Origin of the sequence: Enterococcus sp. AZ088 (genome assembly GCF_051714845.1) — a bacterium.
GTDB lineage: Bacteria > Bacillota > Bacilli > Lactobacillales > Enterococcaceae > Enterococcus > Enterococcus faecalis.
The window spans coordinates 1,836,776-1,863,770 of sequence record NZ_JBIOSQ010000001.1; the positions used below are offsets into that span (position 1 = coordinate 1,836,776).

Annotated in this window: 23 protein-coding genes and 1 other RNA gene; 8 read left to right on the forward strand and 16 right to left on the reverse strand. The window is 36.4% G+C overall.

Going from position 1 to position 26,995, the window contains the following annotated elements; genetic code table 11:
- The first annotated feature begins 7 nt into the window (after window positions 1–7).
- Entirely contained in the window at window positions 8–451 is a 444-nt protein-coding gene (locus IGL17_RS08935; protein ID WP_016618074.1) for a flavodoxin, read from the forward strand.
- A 78-nt stretch (window positions 452–529) separates the two neighbouring features.
- Here the strand turns inward: IGL17_RS08935 and IGL17_RS08940 are convergent, their stop codons facing one another.
- Entirely contained in the window at window positions 530–1,003 is a 474-nt protein-coding gene (locus IGL17_RS08940) for a TspO/MBR family protein (RefSeq protein ID WP_002419752.1), read from the reverse strand.
- Between the two features lie 158 nt (window positions 1,004–1,161).
- Window positions 1,162–1,734 (reverse strand): TetR/AcrR family transcriptional regulator, encoded by a 573-nt coding sequence (locus IGL17_RS08945; protein WP_002356883.1) that lies wholly within the window; start codon window positions 1,732–1,734, stop codon window positions 1,162–1,164.
- 250 nt (window positions 1,735–1,984) lie between these two features.
- Between IGL17_RS08945 and IGL17_RS08950 the strand changes: the two genes are divergently transcribed.
- On the forward strand, window positions 1,985–3,223 hold the full coding sequence (locus IGL17_RS08950; protein ID WP_002362125.1) for an aminopeptidase: 1,239 nt from the start codon (window positions 1,985–1,987) through the stop codon (window positions 3,221–3,223).
- An 87-nt stretch (window positions 3,224–3,310) separates the two neighbouring features.
- On the opposite strand, the gene ffs is transcribed toward IGL17_RS08950, so the two are convergent.
- Both ffs and tadA read right to left on the reverse strand, forming a co-directional pair.
- Window positions 3,311–3,397: signal recognition particle sRNA small type (gene ffs / locus IGL17_RS08955), an RNA gene on the reverse strand.
- Between the two features lie 39 nt (window positions 3,398–3,436).
- Window positions 3,437–3,958 (reverse strand): tRNA adenosine(34) deaminase TadA, encoded by a 522-nt coding sequence (gene tadA / locus IGL17_RS08960; protein WP_002384292.1) that lies wholly within the window; start codon window positions 3,956–3,958, stop codon window positions 3,437–3,439.
- A gap of 77 nt (window positions 3,959–4,035) precedes the next feature.
- Here tadA and IGL17_RS08965 point away from each other — a divergent pair, with 77 nt between their 5' ends.
- Both IGL17_RS08965 and IGL17_RS08970 read left to right on the forward strand, forming a co-directional pair.
- The gene (locus IGL17_RS08965; RefSeq protein ID WP_002383772.1) at window positions 4,036–4,887 is read left to right on the forward strand and encodes a PucR family transcriptional regulator; all 852 of its coding nucleotides are present in this window, start codon (window positions 4,036–4,038) and stop codon (window positions 4,885–4,887) included.
- A 56-nt stretch (window positions 4,888–4,943) separates the two neighbouring features.
- A complete protein-coding gene (locus IGL17_RS08970; RefSeq protein ID WP_016618076.1) occupies window positions 4,944–5,789 on the forward strand; it encodes a PhzF family phenazine biosynthesis protein in 846 nt (281 codons plus the stop codon).
- Between the two features lie 27 nt (window positions 5,790–5,816).
- Here IGL17_RS08970 and IGL17_RS08975 read toward each other — a convergent pair whose 3' ends face one another.
- Together IGL17_RS08975 and IGL17_RS08980 are read right to left on the reverse strand one after the other, a co-directional pair.
- On the reverse strand, window positions 5,817–6,155 hold the full coding sequence (locus IGL17_RS08975) for a hypothetical protein (protein WP_002356871.1): 339 nt from the start codon (window positions 6,153–6,155) through the stop codon (window positions 5,817–5,819).
- An 83-nt stretch (window positions 6,156–6,238) separates the two neighbouring features.
- Window positions 6,239–6,943: a zinc metallopeptidase gene (locus IGL17_RS08980; protein ID WP_002384290.1), complete on the reverse strand. Its 705-nt coding sequence runs from the start codon at window positions 6,941–6,943 to the stop codon at window positions 6,239–6,241.
- 198 nt (window positions 6,944–7,141) lie between these two features.
- On the opposite strand from IGL17_RS08980, the gene IGL17_RS08985 reads away from it, so the two are divergent.
- Entirely contained in the window at window positions 7,142–7,495 is a 354-nt protein-coding gene (locus tag IGL17_RS08985; protein WP_002398569.1) for a YxeA family protein, read from the forward strand.
- A gap of 37 nt (window positions 7,496–7,532) precedes the next feature.
- Here IGL17_RS08985 and IGL17_RS08990 read toward each other — a convergent pair whose 3' ends face one another.
- Window positions 7,533–8,537: a nucleoid-associated protein gene (locus IGL17_RS08990; RefSeq protein WP_002356866.1), complete on the reverse strand. Its 1,005-nt coding sequence runs from the start codon at window positions 8,535–8,537 to the stop codon at window positions 7,533–7,535.
- A 127-nt stretch (window positions 8,538–8,664) separates the two neighbouring features.
- Window positions 8,665–10,131, reverse strand: coding sequence for a PTS system trehalose-specific EIIBC component (gene treP / locus IGL17_RS08995; protein WP_002383776.1), 1,467 nt, complete (start codon window positions 10,129–10,131; stop codon window positions 8,665–8,667).
- A gap of 211 nt (window positions 10,132–10,342) precedes the next feature.
- Here treP and gloA2 point away from each other — a divergent pair, with 211 nt between their 5' ends.
- Window positions 10,343–10,723: an SMU1112c/YaeR family gloxylase I-like metalloprotein gene (gene gloA2 / locus IGL17_RS09000; protein WP_016618077.1), complete on the forward strand. Its 381-nt coding sequence runs from the start codon at window positions 10,343–10,345 to the stop codon at window positions 10,721–10,723.
- A 21-nt stretch (window positions 10,724–10,744) separates the two neighbouring features.
- The gene (locus tag IGL17_RS09005) at window positions 10,745–11,227 is read left to right on the forward strand and encodes an SRPBCC family protein (RefSeq protein ID WP_010713246.1); all 483 of its coding nucleotides are present in this window, start codon (window positions 10,745–10,747) and stop codon (window positions 11,225–11,227) included.
- Window positions 11,228–11,268: 41 nt separating this feature from the next.
- On the opposite strand, the gene IGL17_RS09010 is transcribed toward IGL17_RS09005, so the two are convergent.
- On the reverse strand, window positions 11,269–12,369 hold the full coding sequence (locus IGL17_RS09010) for an FUSC family protein (RefSeq protein ID WP_010775975.1): 1,101 nt from the start codon (window positions 12,367–12,369) through the stop codon (window positions 11,269–11,271).
- Between the two features lie 172 nt (window positions 12,370–12,541).
- Here IGL17_RS09010 and IGL17_RS09015 point away from each other — a divergent pair, with 172 nt between their 5' ends.
- Window positions 12,542–14,683 (forward strand): GH92 family glycosyl hydrolase, encoded by a 2,142-nt coding sequence (locus IGL17_RS09015; RefSeq protein ID WP_016618078.1) that lies wholly within the window; start codon window positions 12,542–12,544, stop codon window positions 14,681–14,683.
- A 40-nt stretch (window positions 14,684–14,723) separates the two neighbouring features.
- Here the strand turns inward: IGL17_RS09015 and IGL17_RS09020 are convergent, their stop codons facing one another.
- From IGL17_RS09020 to IGL17_RS09050, 7 genes are all read right to left on the reverse strand, one after another.
- Complete coding sequence (locus IGL17_RS09020) at window positions 14,724–16,205, reverse strand: response regulator transcription factor (protein WP_025193388.1); 1,482 nt, start codon at window positions 16,203–16,205, stop codon at window positions 14,724–14,726.
- An 11-nt stretch (window positions 16,206–16,216) separates the two neighbouring features.
- On the reverse strand, window positions 16,217–17,947 hold the full coding sequence (locus tag IGL17_RS09025) for a sensor histidine kinase (protein ID WP_002387241.1): 1,731 nt from the start codon (window positions 17,945–17,947) through the stop codon (window positions 16,217–16,219).
- Window positions 17,901–18,536 carry a YesL family protein gene (locus IGL17_RS09030; protein WP_002362905.1) on the reverse strand — a complete coding sequence of 212 codons (636 nt, stop codon included), beginning with the start codon at window positions 18,534–18,536 and terminating at the stop codon, window positions 17,901–17,903. The genes IGL17_RS09025 and IGL17_RS09030 overlap by 47 nt, the downstream gene beginning before the upstream one ends.
- Window positions 18,537–18,606: 70 nt before the next feature.
- Window positions 18,607–20,073 carry an ABC transporter substrate-binding protein gene (locus IGL17_RS09035; RefSeq protein WP_016618080.1) on the reverse strand — a complete coding sequence of 489 codons (1,467 nt, stop codon included), beginning with the start codon at window positions 20,071–20,073 and terminating at the stop codon, window positions 18,607–18,609.
- Between the two features lie 23 nt (window positions 20,074–20,096).
- Entirely contained in the window at window positions 20,097–21,020 is a 924-nt protein-coding gene (locus IGL17_RS09040) for a carbohydrate ABC transporter permease (RefSeq protein ID WP_002359877.1), read from the reverse strand.
- Between the two features lie 11 nt (window positions 21,021–21,031).
- Window positions 21,032–21,988: an ABC transporter permease gene (locus tag IGL17_RS09045; protein ID WP_002356852.1), complete on the reverse strand. Its 957-nt coding sequence runs from the start codon at window positions 21,986–21,988 to the stop codon at window positions 21,032–21,034.
- A gap of 537 nt (window positions 21,989–22,525) precedes the next feature.
- Window positions 22,526–26,668, reverse strand: coding sequence for an isopeptide-forming domain-containing fimbrial protein (locus tag IGL17_RS09050; protein ID WP_202255360.1), 4,143 nt, complete (start codon window positions 26,666–26,668; stop codon window positions 22,526–22,528).
- Window positions 26,669–26,995 lie beyond the last annotated feature (327 nt).

Here is a 26,995-nt window from a genome sequence, read left to right on the forward strand (position 1 = left end):
AAAGTTTATGACGTTAGCTAAAATTGTGTATGCAAGCATGACTGGGAATACAGAAGAAATTGCCGACATTGTTGCAGAAGCATTTGAAGATTTAGAATTAGAGGTCGAAATTGATGAGTGTACGCAAGTCGATGCCGCTGATTTTGAAGAGGCCGATATCTGTGTAGTAGCTACATATACGTATGGCGATGGCGATTTACCTGATGAAATTGTCGACTTTTATGAAGACTTACAAGAGATTGATTTATCAGGAAAAATCTTCGGCATTTGTGGTTCAGGAGACACGTTTTATGATGATTTTTGTAAATCGGTGGACGACTTCGAAGCAGTCTTTACTCAAATTGGGGCAAAAAAAGGCGCCGACAGCGTTAAAGTTGATTTAGCCGCTGAAGAAGACGACATCCAACGTTTAGAAGAATTTGCGAAAAAATTAGCAACTGCCGCAGAATAACTACGTTGAAATAAATAAATAAAAAAAACACCAGAGAAAAATGGCTAGTTCCCATTTTTCTCTGGTGTTTTGATATTCCTAATTTAAAAATAAAATACTGTAATTTAAAGCTGCCGCAAAAGTAACCCAAAGAATATAAGGAATCATCAACCAGCCACGCGTTATTAATTTATAACGCAAGTAGTCCCACTGTTGAACTATTAATAATAGCCATAACAATGAGATATCAATCACAGATACTAAATTATTTTGTAAAGAAAAAAAGAAAAATGTCCAGAAAAAATTCGCAATAAATTGTAAAATAAATAGCGTAATCATCCGTTTTTTCTGTTGTTTATTTGGATGAACTAAGATGAAATAAAAAGTAATGCCCATAAAAATATACAACACCAACCACACTGGTCCAAATAACCAGCCTGGCGGAGCAAAACTTGGTAATCTCAACGCTTGATAATATTCTCTCGCATTTACTGAAAATAAGCCCGACAAGAGCCCTAGTCCGGTAATTCCTACAATACTTAGCCATAAACGCTTATCTTTCACTCGGTTCATGTTTTTTGCCCCTTTCTATTTCTCTTCTTTACTGTAGCATGGTTGCGAATAATCTACCATTAATACACTTAACAAAAAAAGACCGTTCTTTTAAGAAACAGTCTTTTGCTGTAACCTCACAGAAGTTATCAGCATGAGGTTACACTTTTTTTTAATTTTTATAGGTCAATATCAATTGGTTCATCTCGTTCAAGAATTGCTTCAATACTATCTTTCATTAAATGAATGATTTGTTCTTCTGAAGGATGGATAATTCCAGAAGTCATCAATGCAGCCACACCAGTAGCGACCACCCATGTTCCCATGTGTAAAGAGTCAATTTGAACATCGTTTAAATTAGCATACTCAGGATCAGCTTTTACCGCTTCAGTAAAATAGTGATAAGAGAATTCTTGCATTTTTTTGCCGCCACCATATTCTTCTAAATAAAGCGCACGGTATAACTTACTTTCACTTGTCGCAAAATGAATATAGTTTAAAGCCAAATCAACAATTGTATTTCCGGTATGTTTTACTGGAAAGACTTCTTTCGCTAAGTATTTATGAATTTTTTGGAATAAAGCATCGCGTAAATCATCCATGTTTTTAAATTCCAAATAAATCGGTTGGGTGGAACATTTCATTTTATTAGCAATATTACGTGCAGTGAACTTCGAAAATCCTTCAGTGGCGACTACTTCATAGGCAGCTGTTAAAATCTGCTCTTTCGTAATGGTTTTTTTTCTTGCCATAATTCCCTATCCCCTTTATTCATTCATATACAACGCTTCCAAATAAATGCTTATGGTTATTGTAACACGATTTTTCTATTATGCAAAATTAGAACAACTCTTTGTACAAAAGTTCACTGAGCGGGAGCACGACAACTTTTACCCCAACTTAAAATAACAGTTGATAAAGGCTTTATTTCGTTGAGTTCCCTGCTCTTCCGTGTTATGATATGAGCAGTCATTACCCATCAAAATGAAGGAGGAATCACGAATGACCTTAGAGAATTTTAATGAAAATCTAAAGAAATATGCACGTTTAATTGCTGAAACGGGTGTCAATGTTCAGGACAATCATACGGTTGTTTTACAAATCAGTGTCGATCAAGCGCCCCTTGCCCGCTTAATTACGGAAGAAGCTTATCGCTTAGGTGCGGCCGAAGTAATTGTTCAATGGAGTGACGAAACCATTCAACGTGAATTTTTAGCTCATGCTGCAACTGATCGTATTGAAAATGTTCCTCAATATAAAATTGATCAAACCGATGATTGGATTGCCAAAGGCGCAAGCCGAATTAGCGTGGTTTCTTCTAATCCTGATGCATTAGCTGGCGTGGATGCACAACGTGTAGCAGCTTTCCAAGCGGCTAATGGGAAAGCATTGGTCAACCTACGAAAAGCAACACAAGCCAACAAAGTAAGTTGGACTGTTGTAGCTGCTGCTAGTGAAGGCTGGGCAGCTAAAGTCTTTCCAGAATTAGCAACAAGTGAAGAACAAGTTGATGCACTTTGGAATGAAATTTTCAAAACAACACGAATTTATGAAGAAAACCCAGTTATTGCTTGGGATATCCATGATAAAAAATTACAAGAAAAAGCGGCTGAATTAAACGAACAACAATTTACTGCTTTACACTACACAGCTCCTGGAACAGATTTAACGATTGGTTTGCCTAAAAACCATTTATGGGAAGGCGCTGGTAGTTATAACGCTCGTGGGGAAGAATTTATGGCTAATATGCCAACAGAAGAAGTTTTCACCGCCCCAGATAGTCGCCGCGTTGATGGTTATGTTTCTAGTACAAAACCACTAAGTTATGCTGGCACAATCATTTCGGGAATGAAATTTACATTTAAAGATGGAAAAGTTGTTGACTTCTCAGCTGAACAAGGCGAAGAAGCATTGAAAAATCTCTTAGCTATTGATGAAGGTGCCAAACACTTAGGAGAAGTTGCTTTAGTACCAGACCCTTCACCAATTTCACAATCCGGTTTGATTTTTTATAATACATTGTTCGATGAAAACGCCTCTAATCATTTAGCCTTTGGTTCGGCCTATGCCTTCAACTTACAAGGCGGCACGGAGATGAGCGAAGAAGAATTAGCTGAAGCTGGTTTAAATCGTAGCCAAACACATGTGGACTTTATGGTAGGATCTGACAAAATGAATATTGACGGCATTAAGGAAGACGGGACGATTGTTCCAGTTTTTAGAAATGGCGATTGGGCATAAATTTAAAAAGAAGCAAGCCGTTATTTTTTACGGCTTGCTTCTTTTTATTTCAAATAAAAAAAGGCTTCTCAGCCTTGATATGTTCCTTATTCAATCAGACACATGGCGGCACTTGCTTAGTGCTGCTTCCTTCCGGATCTGACACAATTCACTAGCCCGCCATTGTCCTAGCCTTTCGGCAAAACCTAGTATAACGTATTTTTATTCTTTTGACTAGTCTTTCTTTTGATTTTTTAAAAGTTTCTCTTCTTTTTTCTTTGCCCGTAACCTTTTAAAGAACTGAACTAGCAATAAGCGACACTCTTCTTCTAAAACGCCTGCTTCGACATAGGCCACATGATTGAAGCGTTCATCTTCTAATAAATTCATCAAAGTCCCAGCAGTGCCTGCTTTAGGATCAGTTGCGCCATAATAAACTTCTGGAATTCGTGCTAAAAGCATCGCCCCACTACACATTGGACAAGGCTCTAAAGTTACAAATAATTGGGTTTCTTCTAGACGCCAATTTTCTATCCCGCGACACGCTTCTTGGATTGCATACATTTCTGCATGCGCCGTTGCTTCTTGCCGTGCTTCTCTCAGATTATGCCCGCGGCCAATAATTTCCCCTTGCCGAACAATTACAGCTCCAATAGGTACCTCAGCCAAACCTTCTGCTTTTTTCGCTTCTGCAATGGCTTCTCGCATAAAAAATTCTTTTTCTTCTTGTGTTAACGTTGTTTCTTTTTTTCCCAATTAATTTCCACCTTTCGGCTTTTTCCCACTAAACTTCTGTCTTGCTTCATGGTACAATAAATCAGTGAGGTGTGTCTATGATTATTGAAAATTTATCTCAGCTTTATCCCAAAGGCTATTTATCAAAAACAATTGGTTCCGAAGCCACCTATTCAATTCCTGTTGACGACCAATTTTTCATTGTGAATAAAGCTTTCTTAAGTATTAAAGAACAGCATTTGTTGGAAGCGCTTTTCCCAATTTCTGAAAACCCAACAATTACTGGTAACCATCCTTGGTTCAGTTACTTATTTCAACAGGCAAAATTACCTGCCGAAGGGACCTTTCGTATGTTGCAAATTCAAACGAATGTCACAAAAGAATTACAAGCTGAATGGCAATTTAATTTAACAAAGATGTTTCCAGATACAGTTGATTGTTTCAGTCCAAGTAATAATATGTATATTTTAGTTGAAGAACAGTCAAAAAATACCTTTCAACAAGAAGAAATTCAAGGGATTTTTTTAACATTAGATACAGACTTTGATTGCACTAGTGCTGTATTTGTTGGCAATTTTTATTCCTCTGAAGACATTCTCCGGCGTTGTTTCCATGAAGAACAACGTATTTTTTCAGAAGAACTTAATTCCTCTAGTCGGACGACTGTTTTTAGTTTAACCGATGTCGCCCTCCACTATTTTACCAAGGAAGCTATGAGCCAAAATGTACTTGTTGAGTATTATCGTCGTTTATTAAATAAAGACACCGATATTCAGCCAATCATCAGCGCTTTGTGGAAAAATCAAGGCAATATCAGCTCCACTGCAAAAGATTTATTTATGCATCGAAATACTTTACACTATCGTTTGGAAAAGTTTTTTGAACAAACTGGCTTATCTTTAAAAAAAATGGATGATTTAATCTTTTGTTATTTGTTATTAAGAAAGTAGCACGTCCATTTTGTACTCGTATGTTTTTTATTCCCAATTAGAAAGTAGGCGTTCCAATGAAAATTACCGCATATGTCGCTAGTGCATTTAGTAAAAACCACGAAGGTGGCAACAAAGCAGGCGTTGTTTTTATGACACAGCCCTTAACGAGAACCCAAAAAATGGCCATCGCCAAAGAACTAGGATTTGCAGAAACTGCTTTTATTTCAGACTCAAAGATTGCTGATTTCCACCTTGAATATTTTACACCAAAAGAAGAAGTCGACTTATGTGGCCACGCGACAATTGGCGCTTTCACCATTATGAAGCACTTAAATAAATTATTGCAAACAGCATATACAATCGAAACGAACAGCGGTTTGCTCGCAATCACGGCGAACGGTGAACAACTATTTATGGAACAAACTGTCCCAACTTTTTATGATACGCTCACTTTAGAAGAATTGAGCGGCTGCTTTGATTTAAACGCAGTGGCAACAGCTTTTCCTATCCAGATTGTGTCAACGGGCCTAAAAGATATTTTGGTTCCCATTAAAAATACGCAATTATTACAGGATTTACAACCAAACTTTGAAAAAATTAAGTTACTTAGTCAAAAGTATGGAGTTATTGGGATGCATCTTTTTGCTTTGTCTGAAGAAAATATCATTTGTAGGAATTTTGCGCCCCTTTATGACATCGATGAAGAAGCCGCTACTGGTACATCAAATGGTGCGTTAGCTTGTTATCTGTACCATCACCAAATTTTACAAAAAACCAATTACACCTTTGCCCAAGGTTATACCTTAAACGCTCCTTCAGAAGTCTTAGTGCGTTTGAACACTACATCCCAAAAGACAATTGATCAAGTTCTAGTTGGTGGCAGAGGCTATTATGTTGAAACAAAAGAATTATTTTTATAAAAAAAAGATGGCCTAGGCCATCTTTTTTTACTTCATTGCATCTTCAATAAATGTGAAAAAGCGTTCTTTTAAAGAATCTGTATTGTCTTTAACTTTTTCGCCATATTCAGCTAATTTTGAACCGCCATCTTTCACACGATCAACAACATTTAAAACAGAATCTAATTCATCATCGGATAAATCATCGACAATCGATAATAATTTTTGGTTTCCATCAAATTTATCGTCTACAAACTTTTTAACTTTATAACGATTGGAAACATGAGATACCTTCTTAATAATTTTTTCAGAAGCGATGACTGCAACAGAGACACTTGCAACTGCAGCAATGCTTAAACCGATACCAATTTTTGTTGATGCTTTCATTTCCTTCAGCTCCTCTGTTATTTTCTACTTTAATCATAACATATTATTACTTTTATGCGTAATAGAAAGACCTTTACTAGCACTTAGTCTCGTCGGTTGTTACCACCAAATAAAATAACCAAACGTAAAAGTTGTAAAAAGGTCGAAAGCGCCGCTGCTACGTAGGTAAGTGCAGCTGCAAAAAGAACTTTTCTGGCCATTGGGACTTCTTCTTCTGTTAATAACCCACCTTCAGAAAGAATACTTAATGCACGTCTAGACGCATTAAACTCCACCGGTAAAGTCACCAATTGAAAAATCAAGGCTAATGAAAAAGCCAAAATTCCAATGTTGATTAATGTTTGATTCCAACTAAATAAAACACCAATCAAAATTAGTGGAAAGGAGATGGTTGAGCCAATGTTGGCAACTGGAACAATGGCTGCACGAAGACGTAAAGGCACATAGTTCGTATGATCTTGTACCGCATGTCCGCATTCATGAGCCGCCACGCCAATAGCCGCGACCGATGTCGATTGAGCAGTGGCTTCGGATAAGCTCAACATTTTGTTTCCAGAATTATAATTGTCGGTTAAATCACCCGCAATTTGCTGAACTCCAACATCATTAATTTGTTCTTTTTGTAAAATATATTGTGCTGCCTGCGTGCCTGTAACATGTTTACTGCTTCGTACTTGATCATATTTACGAAAGGTACTGTTAACATATGCGGAGGCCGCACCAGAAATCGCAATTCCAATAATTACCAATATATAGGTTGGATCGATTCCAAAATAAAAGGGCATCATTGTCCTCTACCTCCATCTTTTTTTCTTTATTGTAGCATGATAGTGAAAAAAAGGGAGCGACAAACGTTGTCTTTTGTTTAAAAAAATGATGAATTTTTCAAGAAAGTACCAAAACTAACAAAAGTGTCACTCAATTAACGGAAAAAAATATGGCAAATTTTCTAAAAAAAAGGCATACTATTCCTTGAGGTGAGGAAAATGAAAACATTACTAAAAATATTAATCCCCTTAGTCATTTTAGCCGGTGGTAGCTGGGGCGTTTATAATTACTATTACGGCGGAGAAGCCTATTATACACAAATCACAACATCTGGTGAAAAGAAAGATGAAAAATCAGATTCTGGTGAACCGACGACCATGTATTACTATCAACAACCTGCGTTTAATAAAAACGGCGAAGAAAAGACCGTGGAATTAAATGAATACCGTGATCAACCTTTACGTATGAAAGCCTATCTAAAATTGAAAGTCAATCCCCGTAAAGGCGTGATTAGTTGGAATGAAGTGACAGAAAAAGAAGTCCCTGAAAAAGCTTTAGAAAAATTAAAATAAAGAAAAAACCGTTGGCAAACGACCAACGGTTTTTTCTTTATAATTGATTACTAATTTTTTCGATATTTTTTAGCATAATGGACACTGTGCCATCTGGATTATTGACGAATTCAATTAAATCGCCATTGCGGTAAACATCTAACGGAACAATTAATTCAATACCGTTATCCATTTTTAACTTTTGTTTGCCAAATTTCTTTTCAGAAATTTCGCGAGATTCTCTGACTGGCGGTGTTTTGTCGACAAACTTCGACTCATTCACTTCTTCTTGGTAAGCTAATTTAGCTGATACATTTTCTTTAAACACTTGCTCAGCAATTTGCTCATTGTCAATCGTTCCCGTTTCCTCAATGCTATCATATACCGCTTCTTTTACCGAAGCCATTAGTTCAAACTCATCTTCGTTAAATTTCTTTCCAATGCGTTTGACTGCCTTTTTAATTTCTTTGATATTTTCTTCCATGGAAGGTGCCGCTTGCGTCTCAATCACTTTTTCAGAGAAATACCAGATTTTTTCTCCTGAAAATTCATATCTTTTCTCTAGTAATTCAAATGCTAATGTATCTAAGTCAACCGTAATCCCTTCATCTGGTTTTTGTGATTTTGAAGACAAAATTGCTCGATTGATAATCAGTTTGTTATAAACGGATTCTTCTTCATAGTCGACGTAATGCGTGTAACTTTCTTTATAGTTTAATTTAATCATTGCGACATGTAACACCGTATCTAATTCATATAAAATGAACAAAATATCAGCACTAGGCGCATCTTCGCTTCCTGAATAAACATCATACCAATGTTGGGTAACTTCTTGGCTTTTCTTCACAAAATCACTAGGAATCCCACGTAACGTGTCAACAAAGGAACTATTTTCCGCCAATGTTCCAGTCTTTGTTTGTGCAGTCGAAAGTTTTGAAATTTTTGCAGTTAAATACGTTCGAATATACTCGGTCGTTAAATCTAGTTCCTTTTCAGAGAAAACCGGCGTCCCAGTTTCTCGATCAATAATGTGTAAAATTGCTTTTTTTAAATAAATATCCATTTTTACGCTCTCCTTTTCTCAACCTTTTTAGTCTAACTGAGAGAGAGAAAAAAGCCAATAGTTTCTATAAAAAGAAGAAGAATTCGTAGACAAATGTCTACGAATTCTTCTTTACTTCAAAAAGCGATTACCCTTCTTCGCTGTATAACATCCCTGTTGCTTCATCAACTGGATCGACTTTATTAAAAATGCCTTTCTTTCTGAAAATATAAGTTAAGCCCATTGGTACGATAATGGCAATCACCATTGCGCCTAAAAACGGCAAGTAATATTGTGGCACAATAGATAAAATTCCTGGCAAGCCACCGACGCCGATACTGGTCGCACGAACGCCCATTAAAGTGGCAAACATTCCTGCCATTGCTGAACCAATCATGCCCGCAACAAATGGATAAACATATTTTAAGTTGATCCCAAACATCGCTGGTTCAGTCACACCTAGGTAACAAGAAATCATCGCTGGAATCGAAACTTGTTCTTCTTTTTTGTTTCCACGATGCATAAAGATAACCGCTAAAACAGCTGAACCTTGTGCAATATTTGATAGAGCAATCATTGGCCATAAGTTGGTTGACTGAAAGTCAGCAATCAACTGTAAATCAATCGCATTACTCATATGATGCAACCCAGTGATGACTAATGGTGCGTACATAAAGCCAAAGACGGCGCCAAATAACCAATTAAATGTTGACGTTAATCCTGCATTTACGATATCAGAAACCCAACTACCAATCGTCCAACCGATTGGTCCTAAAATGACATGTGCAGCCAATACTGTTGGTACTAAAGCAAACAATGGGACAAAAATCATTGAAATTGCTTGAGGAATCACTTTTCTAAAGAAAATTTCAAGATAGGCAAGCAAGAAGCCGGCTAACATGGCTGGGATAACTTGCGCTTGATAACCAATCATGTTAACTTGAGCAAACCCAAAATCCCAGAAAGGAATTTCTGCTGCTTTAGTCGTCGCAACTGAATAAGCATTCAGAAGTTGTGGTGAGACTAATGTAATCCCTAGGACAATCCCCAAGATTTGTGTGGTTCCCATTTTCTTCGTAATACTCCACGTAATCCCAACTGGCAAGAAGTGGAAAATTGCTTCGCCGATTAACCATAAGAATGAATTGACTCCATTCCAAAATTGAGAAACTTCCACGATTGTTTGACCATCAAGAAAGCCAAATGGAACCCCTTCCAAAATATTGCGGAATCCTAAAATCAATCCCCCGATAACAAGTGCAGGAATTAATGGTGTAAAAATCTCAGCTAAAACAGAAACAACTCGTTGAACAGGACTCAAATTACTTTTGGCAGCTGCTTTCCCTTCTTCTTTTGAAACCCCTTCTAAACCGGAAATTGCAGAAAAATCATTATAAAATTGTGGGACTTCATTCCCAATAATTACTTGAAACTGTCCAGCATTGGTAAAGGTTCCTTTTACAGAAGGAATATCTTCAATCACAGGTACATCCGCTTTTTTTGGATCTTTTAATACAAAACGCATTCGAGTTGCACAATGAGAAACAGCTGAAATATTTTCTTTGCCTCCTACTGCTTTCAACAACTGTTGTGCATCGCTTTGAAACTTACCCATTTTACATTCTCCTCTCAAACTTGTATATACAATTAAGTTGTATATACATCATACTTGATTATTCTTTTTTTGGCAAGCGCTTTCTTTCAAAAAAATAATTTTATTTTTTTACAAATCCCTTGTCTTTTCTTAAAGAGTCAAACAGAACGCTTTTTTAGCTGCTTCTTTATTGCTATACTACAGAGGGAAAAAACGAAAAGGAGTATGAAAAATGTTTTTTAAAGAAATTCATCATGTGGCAATCAATGCCTCAAATTATCAAGTAACTAAAAATTTTTATGTCGAAAAGTTGGGCTTTGAAGTTCTTCGCGAAAATCATCGTCCCGAAAAAAAAGATATTAAATTAGATTTAAAATTAGGCAGCCAAGAATTGGAAATTTTTATTTCTGATCAATTTCCCGCTCGCCCCTCTTATCCTGAAGCTTTAGGATTACGTCATTTAGCTTTTAAAGTTGAACATATTGAAGAAGTGATTGCTTTTTTAAATGAGCAAGGAATTGAAACAGAACCGCTACGAGTAGATGATTTTACGGGTGAAAAAATGACCTTCTTTTTTGATCCAGATGGACTACCTTTAGAACTTCATGAATAATAAATAAAGGAGAGAAACAAAATGAAAGATACCTTTCGCTTAGAAAACCAGACGATTTATTTTGGTACAGAACGAGCAATTTCAGCCAGCCCTCAAACGATTTGGCGCTACCTGACTGAGACAGACAAGCTAAAACAATGGTTTCCAGAATTAGAAATTGGTGAATTAGGTGTTAACGGGTTTTGGCGGTTTATTCTGCCCGATTTTGAAGAAACGATGCCTTTCACTGATTATGCAGAGGAAAAATATCTGGGCGTGACTTGGGATACTGGTATCATCTATTTTGACTTAAAAGAACAAGCACCTCATCAGACCCTGTTAGTCTTCTCAGAATCTCTCCCAGAAAATTTTACAACACCTCGCCATAAAGATATCGCTGGTTGGTCAATTGTTCTCAACCGCTTGAAGCAAGTACTTGAAACCCCTGATGCAGCACCAGAAAAAATAGATTTTCCGCAAATAGAAAATCATTACTTGGAAAAATTAACGAATTTAGAAAATTAAAAAGTGTGGCACAACGGGTAAATCACCCTGTGCCACACTTTTTAAAAACGTAAAATACGCTGATAAACAAATAAACCTAAATCAATTAAGCAAACAACAAAAATTGCCAATAATACAAAAGAGACCCGCAACTCTGCGGCGTACATCCCTCGTAAACTAATTGTTGCCAAACATAACCCAAAAATCGTTGCCATTGTCACTTGTAACACGGTTCCTGGTTTTAGGGAATAAACAAAAATGCCAATCAAACTAGAAACAACGAGGTGTGTCAGTGGCAATTGAAGCCAATTGACAACAAACAGACTAAGGAAACATCCTAAAAGAGTCCCCCAAAAACGTGTCTTAATACGCGTATTCATTTCTGCTTTCACTGGATGCAAGAGTAGAAAAACATTCATCGGAATCCAAATTATTTTAATGCCTCCTACACTCCACATTAAAATAAAACTCAGCGTAATGGTGAAGCTCATACGAACAGCTAAACGAAATCGTTGCACCCTTTCGTCAGGACTTTCTAAAAATTGTTTGAAACTTGTGATCCCAAAAAAAGTCTGTTGTAAGTCGTGCCAGAAATTAATAACCGCCAATTTTTGTTGTTTCATATTTAATTGAATGCTTTTATGGCCTCTACTCTTTAAGCTGGTTAACTGACTTAATCCTGTTTGCCACCAAGCGTTTAATGTTAAAGCCAATAAAAAAAGACCAATTAAAAAGGCCACAACTTGAGATTGCATCAAAAATGTATTTCCTTTAACCTGGATTAACTGACAAAACGTAAACATCATCAAATAACTATGATACCGCATGGGTGTCGCAGATGAATAAAACAAATAAACAATTAAAAATGTCACACTACTATTTAAAATAATAGACCAGCTAAAGGAACTACTAGCTATAAATGCTAAAAAACTGATCACAAATTGCCTGATACTCATTTTGAGCAGCGCTACAAACGAATAATCTTTTTTATAGTTAATTTTAAACATAATAGTAAATACAGGCACCATAATTAAATAGCTTGGGGAAAATAAAAAATCCAATGTATAAAAACTAACCAAAAAAAAGGCGATGACTGGGAAAATGGCCCAAACATACGCAAAAAATTGCTGACTTTTTGTACTAAAAAAATAAATAACAATCACTCCAATATCGATTCCTTATCCATTGTAACATGCTTGTCAATTCCCTCTCCAAATTGAATATACCAATTCGTTAAAAATAAATAAAAAAGCGAATAAATACGCTTTCATTTCTCGTTTTTTGTGCTATAATCAGCCTATATGGTATATCATTTAAAACAAAGGAGCTACTTTCATGAATATTCAAGCGATTGATACGCGACACGGAACTGCCAACCAACATAGTTTTTCAAATGGGAATTGTCTACCCTATACTGGCGTGCCATTTGGGATGAACTTTTACGCCCCGCAAACAACTGACCAAAAAGGCAGCTGGTGGTTTCATCCAGAAGATCGAACATTTCAAGGCTATCGAGTAACGCATCAACCAAGTCCTTGGATGGGTGATTTTAGCCATTTATTAATGACCCCTGTCAGTGGTTCATTGTCGGAACTTTCTTTATTCCATGCCCAAAGTTCTTATCGTCCAGAAGAAAGCCTTTTTTCTCCTGTCGAAATTAACTTAACTCAATTACGCTATCAAATAACTTCTCAATTAATCCCAAGCATGTACGGTGGTATCTTAACCATTGATTATCAACAAAAAGATAATCACTTACTACTAACTCTGCCTGGACGTTATCAAGTAAAACAATTAGATGACCATCAAGTGGCTGTAAAAGTCATCAACTATTCTGGTTGTGAAGATCCAGATTTTAGTTTTTATTTCGTGCTTCATTTTGAACAGCCTTTAACCAAATGGTTTGCCCCTTCTTCAGGTGAAGATGGCAAAATCCTTCTTTCTTTTGGAAATATTGCTCAACAAGTTGTTCATTTTAGTAGTTCATTTATTTCTGAAAAACAAGTGCAGTTAAATTTAGCGCGAGAAATCTCTTTGCATTCTACTGAGATGCTGCAACAAGGAATCGCAGATTGGCATAATTATTTCGATCGCCTTAAAGTAACGCATGAAACCCCTGAACATACTAAAACGTTTTATCATACACTGTATCGAACATTCCTATTTCCGCAAACCTTTTATGAATTGGACGAAAATCAGCAGCCGATTCATTATGATACGTTCTCACAAACGGTTCGTCCTGGTGTACTATATACCAATAATGGCTTTTGGGATACTTATAAAACGGTTTACCCATTGTTCTCACTAATTGCTCAAGAAAAATACGAAGAGATGCTAGAAGGCTTTTTAAATAGTTACAACGAAACAGGTTTCTTGCCAAAATGGTTATCGCCAGATGAGCGTGGTTTAATGCCCGGCACCTTGATTGACGCTGTCATTGCTGATGCCGCCGTGAAAAAGATTCGTCCTGACTTGATGCCTCAGTTCCTAGAAGCGATGAAAAAAGGTGCCACACAACAAAGCGAACGAGAAAATTATGGACGTCAAGGAACTCTGGATTATCTAAAATATGGCTATGTTCCTTCAACCTATCATGAATCTGTCAATCATACCTTAGACTATGCGTACAGCGATTTCTGTATTTCGCAAGTTGCAAAAACACTGAATGATTCAGAGACCGCAACATTTTATCGTCAACAAGCCTTGAATTATCAACAACTTTTTAATCCTGAAACTGGCTTTATGCAAGCCAAGGATACTGAAGGCAATTTCCGTCCTGACTTTTTAGATATTCGTTGGGGCAAAGATTACGCCGAAGGAAGTGCTTGGCAATCAAGTTTTGCGGTTTATCAAGATTTTGCAGGTTTGATTAAGCTATATGGTAGCGAGTTAGCTTTCGAAAAAAAATTAATTCAGCTATGCAATCAAGCGCCTAACTTTAACGTTGAAGGCTATGGTTTTGAAATTCATGAAATGAGTGAAATGGCGGCAATTGATTTTGGTCAATTAGCCATCTCAAATCAACCAAGTTTCCATTATCCGTTTCTATTCAGCTACATCGGTAAACCAGAGATGGCTCAACCACTTTTAAAACAACTAATGCAAACATTTGATGCTTCACCAACTGGCTATCCAGGTGATGAAGACAATGGTAGCATGTCTGCTTGGTATATTTTTAATAGCTTAGGCTTTTATCCCGTCACACCAGGAACTGGTGAATATGTAATCGGGATGCCTTTAGTCCAGACGGCGGAAGTAAAACTATCAAATGGTAAACAATTAACCATTCAAACATCACCAAACAAAGTCCAACAACAATTTATTCATGAAATTCAGTTAAACCAAGAAAAACATACTGCGCCTTATTTTACTCATCAAGAACTATTAAACGGCGGGACTTTAGATTATCAATTAGGGATTGTCCCGAATCCACAAAACACAGCAGAACGACCGTTTTCATTAAGTACAGAAAAATAATAAAAAGAAAGATGTTCATAAAAATTGAACATCTTTCTTTTTATTCTTCGACACCTGCGTAATTTGATTGGTATTGCTCTCGAAATTCTTTTGGCGTAATTCCATTTAATTTTTTAAACATTTTTGAAAAGTAGTTGGTATTGTTAAATCCTACTTTTTCTGAAATTTCGTTGATTGTATCATCCGTGTACAATAATAATTTTTGGGCATGCTTGGTACGCACTTGATTCAAATATTGAGAAAAACTCCGCTTGGTTTCTTTTTTGAAAATTTGGCCTAAATAACTAGGGTTCAAATGGAGCTCATCCGCCACCGTTTTTAAGTTTAATTCTTCTAAATAGCCTTGTTCAATTCTTTCTACAGCTTGGCTAACACTTTCTGAATATTTTTTTATTTTAGGTTTATTTTTCACTTCTGCCAAGACTTGCTGCATTAACGCATACAGTGTATTAAGATTGTTGCTGGCTCGAATTTCTTCCACGATTTTTTCATAGTTTTCTTCTAACACAGTTGGATACTGACGCGAAATATCTGAAAAAAGTAAAAAGACTACATAGCGTACATATTCTGGTGTAGCGTGTTGTTGACTTAACTGATTGAAAATAGCATCTAATTCCCGTTGAATGGTCTGCATATCCCCAATCATCAAGGCTTGGTTAAACGCTAGAAAAGTAAAATCTTCTGCCGAACGATTCATTTGTTCTTTTTGATTATTTGGCAGAAATTCTTGATAGAACGTTTCAATTGCTTGCAACTGTTTTACTTTCTCATAACTTTCATAAACCGTTTCCCATTCATTGACAGATTCCCCTACAAAAATCTGACCTTGACCAGCTAGAATCGCTTCAATTTCACGAATAAATAAGAACGCTTCTTGTCTGGCCCCTTTATAGATAAGTAACAATTGGTGGTACGTACTCATCCAACTTTCAATGAATAACAGTTGGCCTTTTTTCATAAATAGTTCCTTGATTGTTTCTAAAAATGACATCTCAGCTTCAACCAATAAAACGGTAAAATCACCTGGTTTTATAGTCGCAAATTGCTGCATTAACTCTTCGTATTCCCCTTCGCTGATTTCATCATTAAGCCAACGCATCAAGCCATTTTCTAGATATAGACGCACGCGGGCATGGGATTTTTTTTGTTGGTCCAATTCTGTTTTAATTCTCTGGATATTGGCTAATAGTTCTTGCTTATTGACTGGTTTCAAAAGATAATCTTGGACCTGCAAAGCCATGCCTTTTTTGACGTAATCAAACTCTTGATAACCTGATAAAATTAAACTAATAAATTGATGTCCTTTTTTCTTTGCTTGCTCAATTAATTCGATCCCACTCATTTCCGGCATCGTAATATCTGTTAATAAAACATCAATGGATTCTGTTTCTAAAAAAGCCAATGCTTCTTGCGCACTACGCGCTGTTTTAACAATTTCAAAGCCTAACTCTTGCCAAGGAATAATCCATTTTAAGCCTTCTAAAATCATATATTCATCATCAACAAACATCACTCGATACATCTTTTCACCCCTTATGCTACAAACGAAAGACGAATTGTCGTCCCTTCTCCTTCTTTCCCTTCAATGGTTAAACCATAACTCTCCCCAAAAAAGCGTTGTAAACGTTCATGAACATTTCTTAATCCAATGGACTGTTCCGTGTCTATTTCTGTTTGATTTAAACGTTCGCGAATTTCCTCTAACCGATTGGCGGTAATTCCTTTTCCATTATCCACAACAGCCACAATAATTTTTTCGCCTTCTCGGTAGGCGTGGACCTTGATAGCATTGTCTTGTCGTTGATAGTCAATTCCATGCACAAAATAATTTTCGACAAGCGGCTGAATGATGAACTTAGGAATTTCAACATCAGCAATTGTTTCTTCTATTTCGAACTTATAGGCAAATTGGTCGGGATAACGCATTTGATACAAATACACATATTTTTCGCAAAATGAGATTTCCTCTGCCAAGGTCGTGGTTTTTTCTTGGTTAATATTATTCCTAAGTAACGTTGAAAAAGCATAGACAACATCAGCTAGTTCTTCTTGTTGCCGACTCAAGGCATACATACGAATATATTCCAACGTATTATAAAGAAAATGAGGATTAATTTGCGACTGTAACGCTCTCATGTGAGCATCGCGTTGCTTAATTTCTAAAGTATAAATATCGTGAATGTATTGATCTAAACTGTCTACCATAAAATTAATCGCGGAAGCAATATCATTCAACTCTTCCTGAACTTGATTCGTGTCAATTCGTTCTTTTAAATTGCCATCGCCAATGGCTCGTGTCGCTTCTAAAATTAATTGGACTTGTTGAGAATAGCGTTTAAACAGGCGGTTTAAGCCCACTAATAAAATAACAATCAAAAGTAACCCAATCCCTAAAATGGCCGCATAATTCATAAACAATTGCTGAAATAAGACTCGGCGGCTTGTTAATAAGAGAATGGTACTCCGGCCACTGCTTTCTATTTCCGTAATATCGTAGCGATTATGAAAAACCTGTTGAATGTCACTATCGGTGTGCATTCTTTTATCTAGTTGCCGCTCTTCTTCTTTGGTAAATTGTGCTTTTTCAGAAAAAATTTGATTCCCAGCACTATCATAGATAAACGCATTAATACCTGATTTTTTCAATAAGTCTGCTTGGTTGCCTAGCAACTCTTGACTTGAAAACACAGTGTACAACTCTCCCAGCGGTTGTCCTGTATAAGGATCGGAGATAATTCGCATTAGTTGAAAGCCATGTTTTTTAATTGATGACATATCCATTTTTTTCCCATTTGTAGCTGTGCGATTGGCGAACAAAACCTGATCAAATTCATCTAAGCGAATAATCACTTCTTCTAAGTCAGGAAAGGTGCTAAATAATGTACTTAAATTATTTCCAAAGTGGGTACTGACCCGATCTTCCGACCATTGACTGTAAGTATAGTCAAAATACTCAGGAGGAGAAAGTTCCATATATTTTCGCATGTTTTCAATTTTACTTGCAGAGCCAGCTAATTCATTAATCATATTTGTCGCCGCATTATTTTTATTCGTTACATAGCTGTCAATTTGGGAAACGGCGTTATTTTTTTGTGAATCAATTGATAAGTTAATTGTATAAGTAACATAAACGCACAAAGCAGCCACCGTTAACAAAATAATACTTGTTAACAGTAGACTGTATTTTTGTACTAATCGATTTAATAAATATTTTTTTTTAAACAGTTTTTTGAAGATTCGCTTCATTTTGTTCCAACTTTCCATCAATAAACTGGCGATTTTTGCGCGTGACATAGGCACACCACATCATAATTAAGGCAAACGAAGCAAATAGTAGCAGTCCTTTCATTTTCCAAGTTAAAGCAACGATACTAATTACACCGAATAAGACTTTAAAAAATACACCGAGGTTTAAAAAGATACTGATAAATGAAAGCTTCATTAAATCAATAGTTGAGATAAAATAGCTTCCTTCATATAGTAGCATATAAATGTAAAAAATAACGAGTATTAGGGAAACAAAAAATAAAATAAATGTAATAATTAACCACATTATTCCGGTAAATTGAACGGCTAAATAAATATTATAAAAAACAAATCCTAAAGTGAAGAGAAAAAGTAGAAAATAACAGTTACTTCTTTTAAAATGTGCTTTCCATGATTCAAATGCTCGTTTAACGGTGATTGCTTGATAATTCATGCCCTCTTCCAAAATGAAATCAGTCATCATTTGGAGTGCTGGACCAACACCAAAAATAATCCCTCCAGCTAAACTAAATAAAACAAACAGTAAATTTAGTTTGATTACTGTCCAGGAAAGGTAAAACAACCGCTGAATCCCTGTACTTTCCATCTTCCTCTTCCTTTCTATTATGTAAAAGGCTGAGCCAAAAGCGCTCAGCTAATGCCTCAGCCTCCTGTGATTATTTTTGAGATTGGATATATTCGTCTAATTGTGTTTGCATTTCTTTTTGAACTTTATCCCAGCCAGCTGTTTTTAGGTCATCCATTAATTTTGGAAGTGTTTCTTCTGGATCAACAGTTCCTGTATTTAAGCTTGCTGCGTAACGATTCATAACTGTAGCAACGTTAGTGATTTCAGTTTTCACTTTATCATTTACAAAAGTAAAACCAAGAATTGGTGAATCTTTTGCTTCTTCGATGCTCTTATCACGTTCTTTAACCATGTCTTCAGTGACAGATTCTTCTGGCCAAATGATTAAGTTGTTTCCTGTGTTCCAAGCACTCAAATGAGTTGTTGGTGTGTAATCTTTCAATAATTTCACGCGATCATCGCCAACTTTTTCATATTGTTTGCCTTCTTCACCATAAACAAGTCCGTTTAACAATTCTGGATTGCTGTTTAATAAACCTAACAATTCAACAGATTTTTCTTTGTTTTTAGACGTGTTTGCAACAACATAGTTAGCCATTTGCGCTTGTGCTGTTGTTTTTAATGGTTCTGTTAGTGGACGAGAAACAAGTGGTTTGCCAGCAGCTTGTGTTAAGATTGTATCACCATAATCCATAGGTCCTTGTGTTTCTTGACGCATGAACCAAGTATTGGTATTTAAGTCATATGGTGTTGTACTTGTAGCAGCATCTGTTGGAATCAAGCCATCTTTATACCATTGATGTAAGACTTTTAAGTTATTAATCATGTCTTTGTCGGCATATTGGTTAATAATTTTTGGTGAGCCATTATCAGTTGTTTTTACTGCAAATGGATATTGGTTACCAATAGGGAAGTCATAATTACCTGTTGCAAAGAATGTTTGGCCGATAGCAAAAGCAGCAATATTTGGTTCTTTTTTATGGAATTCTTTTAGAACTTCCGTTGCACTTTCATAACTACCATCGACTTTACTAATATCTAAATTGTATTTATCGACATATTCTTTATTAAAAGTTAAAACTTGTTGACCGTAAGAGTTACCTAGAATTGGGAACGCATACAGTTTTCCATTGATCGTATTTCCTTTAATATAGTTATCTGGCAATTGATCATAGGCTTCTTTGGCATATTTAGGTGCTAAATCAGTTAAATCAGCATAGGCGCCTTTTTGTGCATTCGTTGCATAATTTTGTGCTAATGAAATATCATAGCTTTCACCAGAAGCAACGATTGTTGACATTTTTTGGTCCCAATCGCCCCAACCAACAAATTCCATTTTTAATTTTGCCCCAATTTTTTTCTCGATAATCTTATTCGCATTATCGATTAATTGGTCATAATTATCTGGTTTGTCCCCAACACGATACATTAATAACGTTGGTGTACTATCATCACCTTTTGACGCTGCATCTTTTGAAGATTTACCGCACGCGCTTAATCCTACAGCTAAAGCTGCTGCGCCAGCTACGGCTAATCCTTTTTGCCATTTTTTCATTCCTTATTTCCTCCTGTACAATTTTATTCTTTCACGCCGCCGATTGTTAAACCACCCACGAAATATTTTTGGAAGAATGGGTAAGTTAACGCAATTGGTAACGTAGATAAGACAACAATCGCCATTCGAGCCGATTCACTTGGTAGAACGCCTAAGCCTTCTTGTGCTGCTGCACCCATATCCGTACTTCTTGATAAGAACTCTAAGTTGTTTTGAATTTTCATCAATAAATACTGTAATGGTACCAAGGTATCTTTTTGAATGTAAAGTAACGCATTGAACCAATCGTTCCAATAACCCAAAGCCGCAAACAAACTAATTGTGGCAATCCCTGGAACGGCTAGCGGTAACACAATGCTGACAAAAATGCGCATTTCACTTGCGCCATCAATACGTGCTGATTCAATAATACTGTCAGGCACGGTTTTCTTGAAAAACGTTCGCATCACTAAAATATTAAATGGTCCTAAAGCTAAAGGCAAAATTAACGCCCAAATTGTATCTTTCAATTGCAATAAGTTTGTCATTACTAAATAGTTCGCAACCATCCCTGGTGAAAATAACATTGTAATTAAAGCAAACAATGTAAAGAATTTTTTAAACGGAAAGTTGGAACGAGAAATGACATAGGCATATAATGACGTCATTGTTGCATTGACAATCGTCCCTGTCACCGTAATGAAGACCGTTACCCCTAAGGCATGAATAATGCGTTGACTCATTGCCCCTTGGAAAATGTAACGATAGGCCTCCAATGAAAATTCTTTTGGCCAAAACCGATAGCCGTTTGCTGCTAATGATCCTTCACTTGTCAATGAAATCATAATAACAAAGAAAAACGGAACCACACAGGAAATAGCAAAAATAGCAATGACAATATTGAAAATCAAATTCGCTGTCGGGTTGAAGGATCGAACGTTAACGCTAGTGACTTTTTTCTTTTTCATAATCCTTCCTCCTAAAATAGTGCTGAATCTGGTTCAATTCGACGAACAACTAAATTCGCAATTAATAATAAACATGCCCCAACGACAGATTGATATAACGCTGCAGCTGCCGTCATGCCTACATCACCAGTAGCCGTTAAGCCATTGTAAATATAGGTATCTAACACACTTGTCACGTTGTAAAGCGCACCTGAATTTCTTGGTACGATGTAGAACAAACCAAAGTCTGCTCTGAAGATACCGCCGATGTTTAAAATTAATAAAACAGACATCATTGGTAAAATTTGTGGAATCGTAACATTTTTTATTTGTTGCCATTTGTTGGCACCATCTACCATCGCTGCTTCATAGTATGTCGGATCAATCCCCATCACAGAAGCATAGTAGATAATACTGTTGTAGCCTAGACTCTTCCAAACATTTAGGAAGACAAAAATTACTGGCCACCAACGTGGATCTGCATACCAGTTAATCATTGTGCCGCCATTACCAGTAATCCATTGATTCAAAATCCCTTTATCTGGACTTAAAAAGGCATAAACAAAATAGTTAATAACCATCCAAGATAAGAAATATGGTAGCAATGACATCGTGTGATAAACTTTAACCAAGCGACGATTTCTTAATTCACTCATAATAATAGCAAAAGCAATCGCAAAGAATAAGTTAAAGGCTAAAAAGACGACATTGTACAAAATGGTGTTTCTAGTAATTAACCAAGCATCTTTTGACGCAAATAAAAATTTAAAGTTTTCAAAACCAACCCAAGGACTTTCTCTTAGACTAGCTAAGAAACCATCTGGTGAAATATGAAAATCTTTAAATGCGACCACATTGGCTAAGACTGGTATATAGAAGAAAAATATAAACCAGATAAATCCTGGTAACGCCATAAGGATTAAGGCCTTATAACGCCATACATTTTGAAAAAACCCGTTTTTCTTCTTCATTCGTTTCGCTCCTTTCATAAATATAATAGCGTTTTCATAATATCTTTTTAAGGAACAAATTATAGGATTTGAGAAACAAATTATAGATTTTGTGTCATTTAAGGTAAAAATTTGCCGAATTGACTGTTCTTTGTGAAAACGTTTATCTGATATTTTTTTTACAACTGTTTAAGAACCTTAAAAATAATTGGATAAGCTTCACTCATAAAGCGATTTTGCTAGCGTGTATTTGTTTTATAAAATCTGAGAACTTGATAGTTTCACAGAGGATATCCTCTAATTATTTTTGAGGAGGACTATTTTTGAATTTTATCCGTAAAAAACACTAGAGCAATTCGTTTAATTGTAGTTTATTTTTTTGCAGTTTTAATGCAAGCTGGTTCTTTATTATTACTAGCTATTTCACTACTATTTTTCTATTTGCCTTTATGCACACACAATATGTTGGATTTCTTGTTATAAATCAAAAAGAGTTGACGACATAGGTCATTTTGACTTATGTCGTCAACTCTTAAATTTTCAGCTAATTAGTCGTTCTAAAACAATCGATTTTGTTTACTCCTCTTTTTCTTTGTTTCTCTTTATAACATAGAGAATTAATACAATTAAGATCAGTCCTACACCCAGATACGCAAATATTTTTTGAACTTTTTCTCCTGTTTTTGGTAAATAGGATGATTTAGACGTTTCTTTCTTGTTTATGGCAATTTCATTTTTACTATTTTTTGTAGGTTTGTTCTGGTCTGTAACAACTTTTTTTGTTTCCTTTTTATTTTCCGCTGGTTCTTCGGGTGTAATAGGTACCTCTGGTTCTTCTGGTGGATTGATGCCATCACCTACTTTGGCTTTGTTGAGAATTGTTTCGCCCGCTTTCGCTTCTTCGTTAACAATCACTTTGAAGCGAATACTCCGCTCTTTTGTATCAGTGATACTTGGGTATTCCGCTGTGATTGTGCCGTTGATTTCTTTCAAGCTGGTTGGTTTTGGTTCATCACCGACACTTGTTAGGCTATCTTTGACATACGTCAGTCCTTTTGGTAGTTGGTCTGTGATAACTACTTTGTTTAGGACGCCGTTTTCGATGGTGTTGCGGAAACTGATTGTGTACTCGATTTCTTCCCCTAGTTTTGGTTTGGCGTTATTAACGGTTTTTGTTGCGGTTAGTTTGCCTTCTTTCGCTTCTGGTACTACAGGCACCTCTGGTTCTTCTGGTGGATTGATGCCATCACCTACTTTGGCTTTGTTGAGAATTGTTTCGCCCGCTTTCGCTTCTTCGTTAACAATCACTTTGAAACGAATACTCCGCTCTTTCGTATCGGTGATACTTGGGTATTCCGCTGTGATCGTGCCATTGGCTTCTTTCAAGCTGGTTGGCTGGGGTTCATCACCGACACTTGTTAGGCTATCTTTGACATACGTCAGCCCTTTGGGTAGTTGGTCTGTGATAACTACTTTGTTTAGGACGCCATTTTCGATGGTGTTGCGGAAGCTAATGGTGTATTCGATTGCTTCCCCTAGTTTTGGTTTAGCGTTATTAACGGTTTTTGTTGCGGTTAGTTTGCCTTCTTTTACTCGAGGTGTGATTGGTTCTTCGGGTGTAATGGGCACCTCTGGTTCTTCTGGTGGATTGACTGTGTCATCTACTTTGGCTTTGTTGAGAATTGTTTCGCCCGCTTTGGCTTCTTCGTTAACGATCACTTTGAAACGAATACTCCGTTCTTTCGTATCGGTGATACTTGGGTATTCCGCTGTGATTGTGCCGTTAGCTTCTTTCAAGCTGGTTGGCTGGGGTTCATCACCGATACTTGTTAGGCTATCTTTGACATACGTCAGTCCTTTGGGTAGTTGGTCTGTGATAACTACTTTGTTTAGGACACCATTTTCGATGGTGTTGCGGAAGCTAATTGTGTACTCGATTGCTTCCCCTAGTTTTGGTTTAGCGTTATTAACGGTTTTTGTTGCGGTTAGTTTGCCTTCTTTTACTCGAGGTGTGATTGGTTCTTCGGGTGTAATGGGCACCTCTGGTTCTTCTGGTGGATTGACTGTGTCATCTACTTTGGCTTTGTTGAGAATTGTTTCGCCCGCTTTGGCTTCTTCGTTAACGATCACTTTGAAACGAATACTCCGTTCTTTCGTATCGGTGATACTTGGGTATTCCGCTGTGATTGTGCCGTTAGCTTCTTTCAAGCTGGTTGGCTGGGGTTCATCACCGATACTTGTTAGGCTATCTTTGACATACGTCAGTCCTTTTGGTAGTTGGTCTGTGATAACTACTTTGTTTAGGACACTGTTTTCGATGGTGTTGCGGAAGCTGATTGTGTACTCGATAGTTTCGCCTAGTTTGGGTTTGGCGTTATTAACGGTTTTTATAGCGGTTAATTTGCCAGTTACTTGTTCGTCCGCAATTTTTGCTTCTACTATATTAGAAGTTTCGTTGACTTTTGCAGATGTTAAAATATCTACTGCCTCAACTGTTGCGCTATTAGGCACTAATTCATTTGCTTTTGCTCGTTCATTTATCTGCGCTTTAAATTCGTAAATTGTTTCAGCTGTATCAGCTTTGTAGCTACCTCCTTGTGTAGCAGTTGCACCATTGCCGACACGGACTATAATTTGTTTATTGGTTTCATCATATTCAGCTTGATCATCGCCTGAAGCATCCGTTTTTTCACCAGAATTTGGTCCACTAATAATTTTTAAAGAGCCTGGCAAATAATTTAAGCGACCATCTAGTGCATCCTTCGAGACTGAATTTATCGCTTCTGAATCAGCTTTTGTATTTTTTAGTGAGACACGATACGTGATCGTTTCACCAACTTTGTAAGTTTCTTTTGGTTCCACAATTTCTTTCTTAATTTCAAATTCAGGTGTTTCTGCGTTTACAGCAAAACCAATCGCATTCGTAGAATAATCGTCACCACTACTTGTTGTTCTAAAATTAATTTGGTTTTGTCCAGCATTTAAAACACCTTCGGGAATTGCCATACGATCGATATCAATATCTAAAAAATTAGGATGATCCGGCGCAAATTTTCCTGGATACTTATCTACCATATGTTCATCGTTATCTGTCACAGTTGCGTTCATAGCATTGTTAACTGGATTGAGCGTGTTCGAAATATTTACCCAAATTCCTGCGCTATTTTTAATTTGTGCGTTGTCTCCAGTCCAGTATTTATCTCCTTGAACAGTAAACCAGGTCACAATTGGATCAAGATTTCCTTGTTTTGCTGTTAAAAAGTTGCTCATAGTAAATTCATTATTAGTTCCAGCAGCATTGCCACGTGCTCCATAGTAAATACTAAAAGCTCTTGACTTACTTGCCTGATCCTTTGTAACAACAAACAAACTCCAACCACTAAAGTTATAATATTGATATTGACCATTTAAACTACTTGTCATAGGAATATCTGCTAACGTATAACTTCCTGTCGCACTTTTATCCCCTTGTAAAATTGAAGTTACATCTGCATAATTAGAAAATCCAGTATTATTGTACCCGAAACGTTGTCCTGGGTTTGTTGCATCTTGATCGATACGATGGTACCTTTGGGGCGAAACACGCTGTACGGTTCCATTTGGTGTAGTAAATTGAACTGGTGCACTAATTTCTTCATCAGAAAGATTTGTTCCGTAAGCAGGGCCTTTATATCTAGATGCACTCCAAAATAAGCCCGCCCAAGCAATCTCTTTTGCACCATTTAAATCAATATAAGCCCGACTAGAGTTATACGTATTTGGATCATTGTCAACATCTGCAAATTCTAAAGGAAAATTGTTAATTGCATAACCACTACTTGCTCCTCGTGTGTTTAAAAATGTTTGTGCAGCCGCCGTATTTTCATTCGCAATTTTTAAGTTGGTATTTCCCGTTGAAAAAAGTTCTCCTTTATGAACGCTTTGATAAATCGGTGTATTAAACCCCCGACCAGGTGTTGGTGGCACTAACGGACCAGTAGGTTGCGCCTTTAATGGAGGTTGCTCAGGACTTTCGGTAGCCTGCGTTAGTGCTGTCTCTTGAATACTTTCTGTCGCCTTTCCTGCTTCAGGCTTTGTTTCGTTACTAGTAGTTGCGGTCATTTCATTTGTAGAAGAGGCTGTTTCGTTTGCCTGATTTTCTACTTTTGTTTCTGAAGTTTCCTGTTTTTCCTTCGAAACAAACTCTTTATCTGCTAGCATATCTTTATTAGGTAAATCAATTACTAGTGTCCCTTTTTCATTATCTTCTATTAGTACGCTGACCAATAACTTGCTCGACGCTTTTGTAGTTATTTGCCCATTTATGGTAATCTTTCTTGTCGAATTTGGTTGAAGGTTAAGCAGTTTAATATCGGTTGTTCGATCTTTCTCATTTGTTTCAACCTTTGCTTGTTCTTCTAAAGACGTAGGTCCTCGCTCTTCGCTTAAAGTATCTAATACAAATTTGATTGGACTATCATTGTTATTTTTTTGTTTTAAAATGAGATTTTTGATTGGTACATCTCGTGTATTTGTTACTTCGTAAGTGACCGTTTTAATATCTTCTTGAGACGATGTATCTTCTATTTTCCCTATTACTTTGAGCCCGTCTTTTTCAACAGTATTCTCAGCATCACTTGTTACTTCTTGAGCAAATGCGTTCATCATTGGTAACAAATTTAAAATAAACAGCATGGTAATCATAAGGTAACTCACAAAATTTTTAACTGCTTTATTCATTTACATTCTCCTTCGTTCTTTTCATTTACTTAAACAAATCATCTTCAAACAACTTTTACAATTACTAATTGTTTCTCAATATCCACCTCCATAAAATACTTTTCAACCTTCAATTCTTTCTTTATTTAGCTACAACAACTTTTTTTAACGTACGATTTTCCGTTTCTCCTTACAATCAAAAAGTAACACATTATATTAGCTAAAAAAAGAAAAAAACCAGATATTTCAACAAAAAATTGCGAATTAAATAACACGTTTTATATGAAGCAAATATATTGACTTTCCCTAAAAAAATACAAATATAGGTAAGTTCTAGCTTTAAGAGTA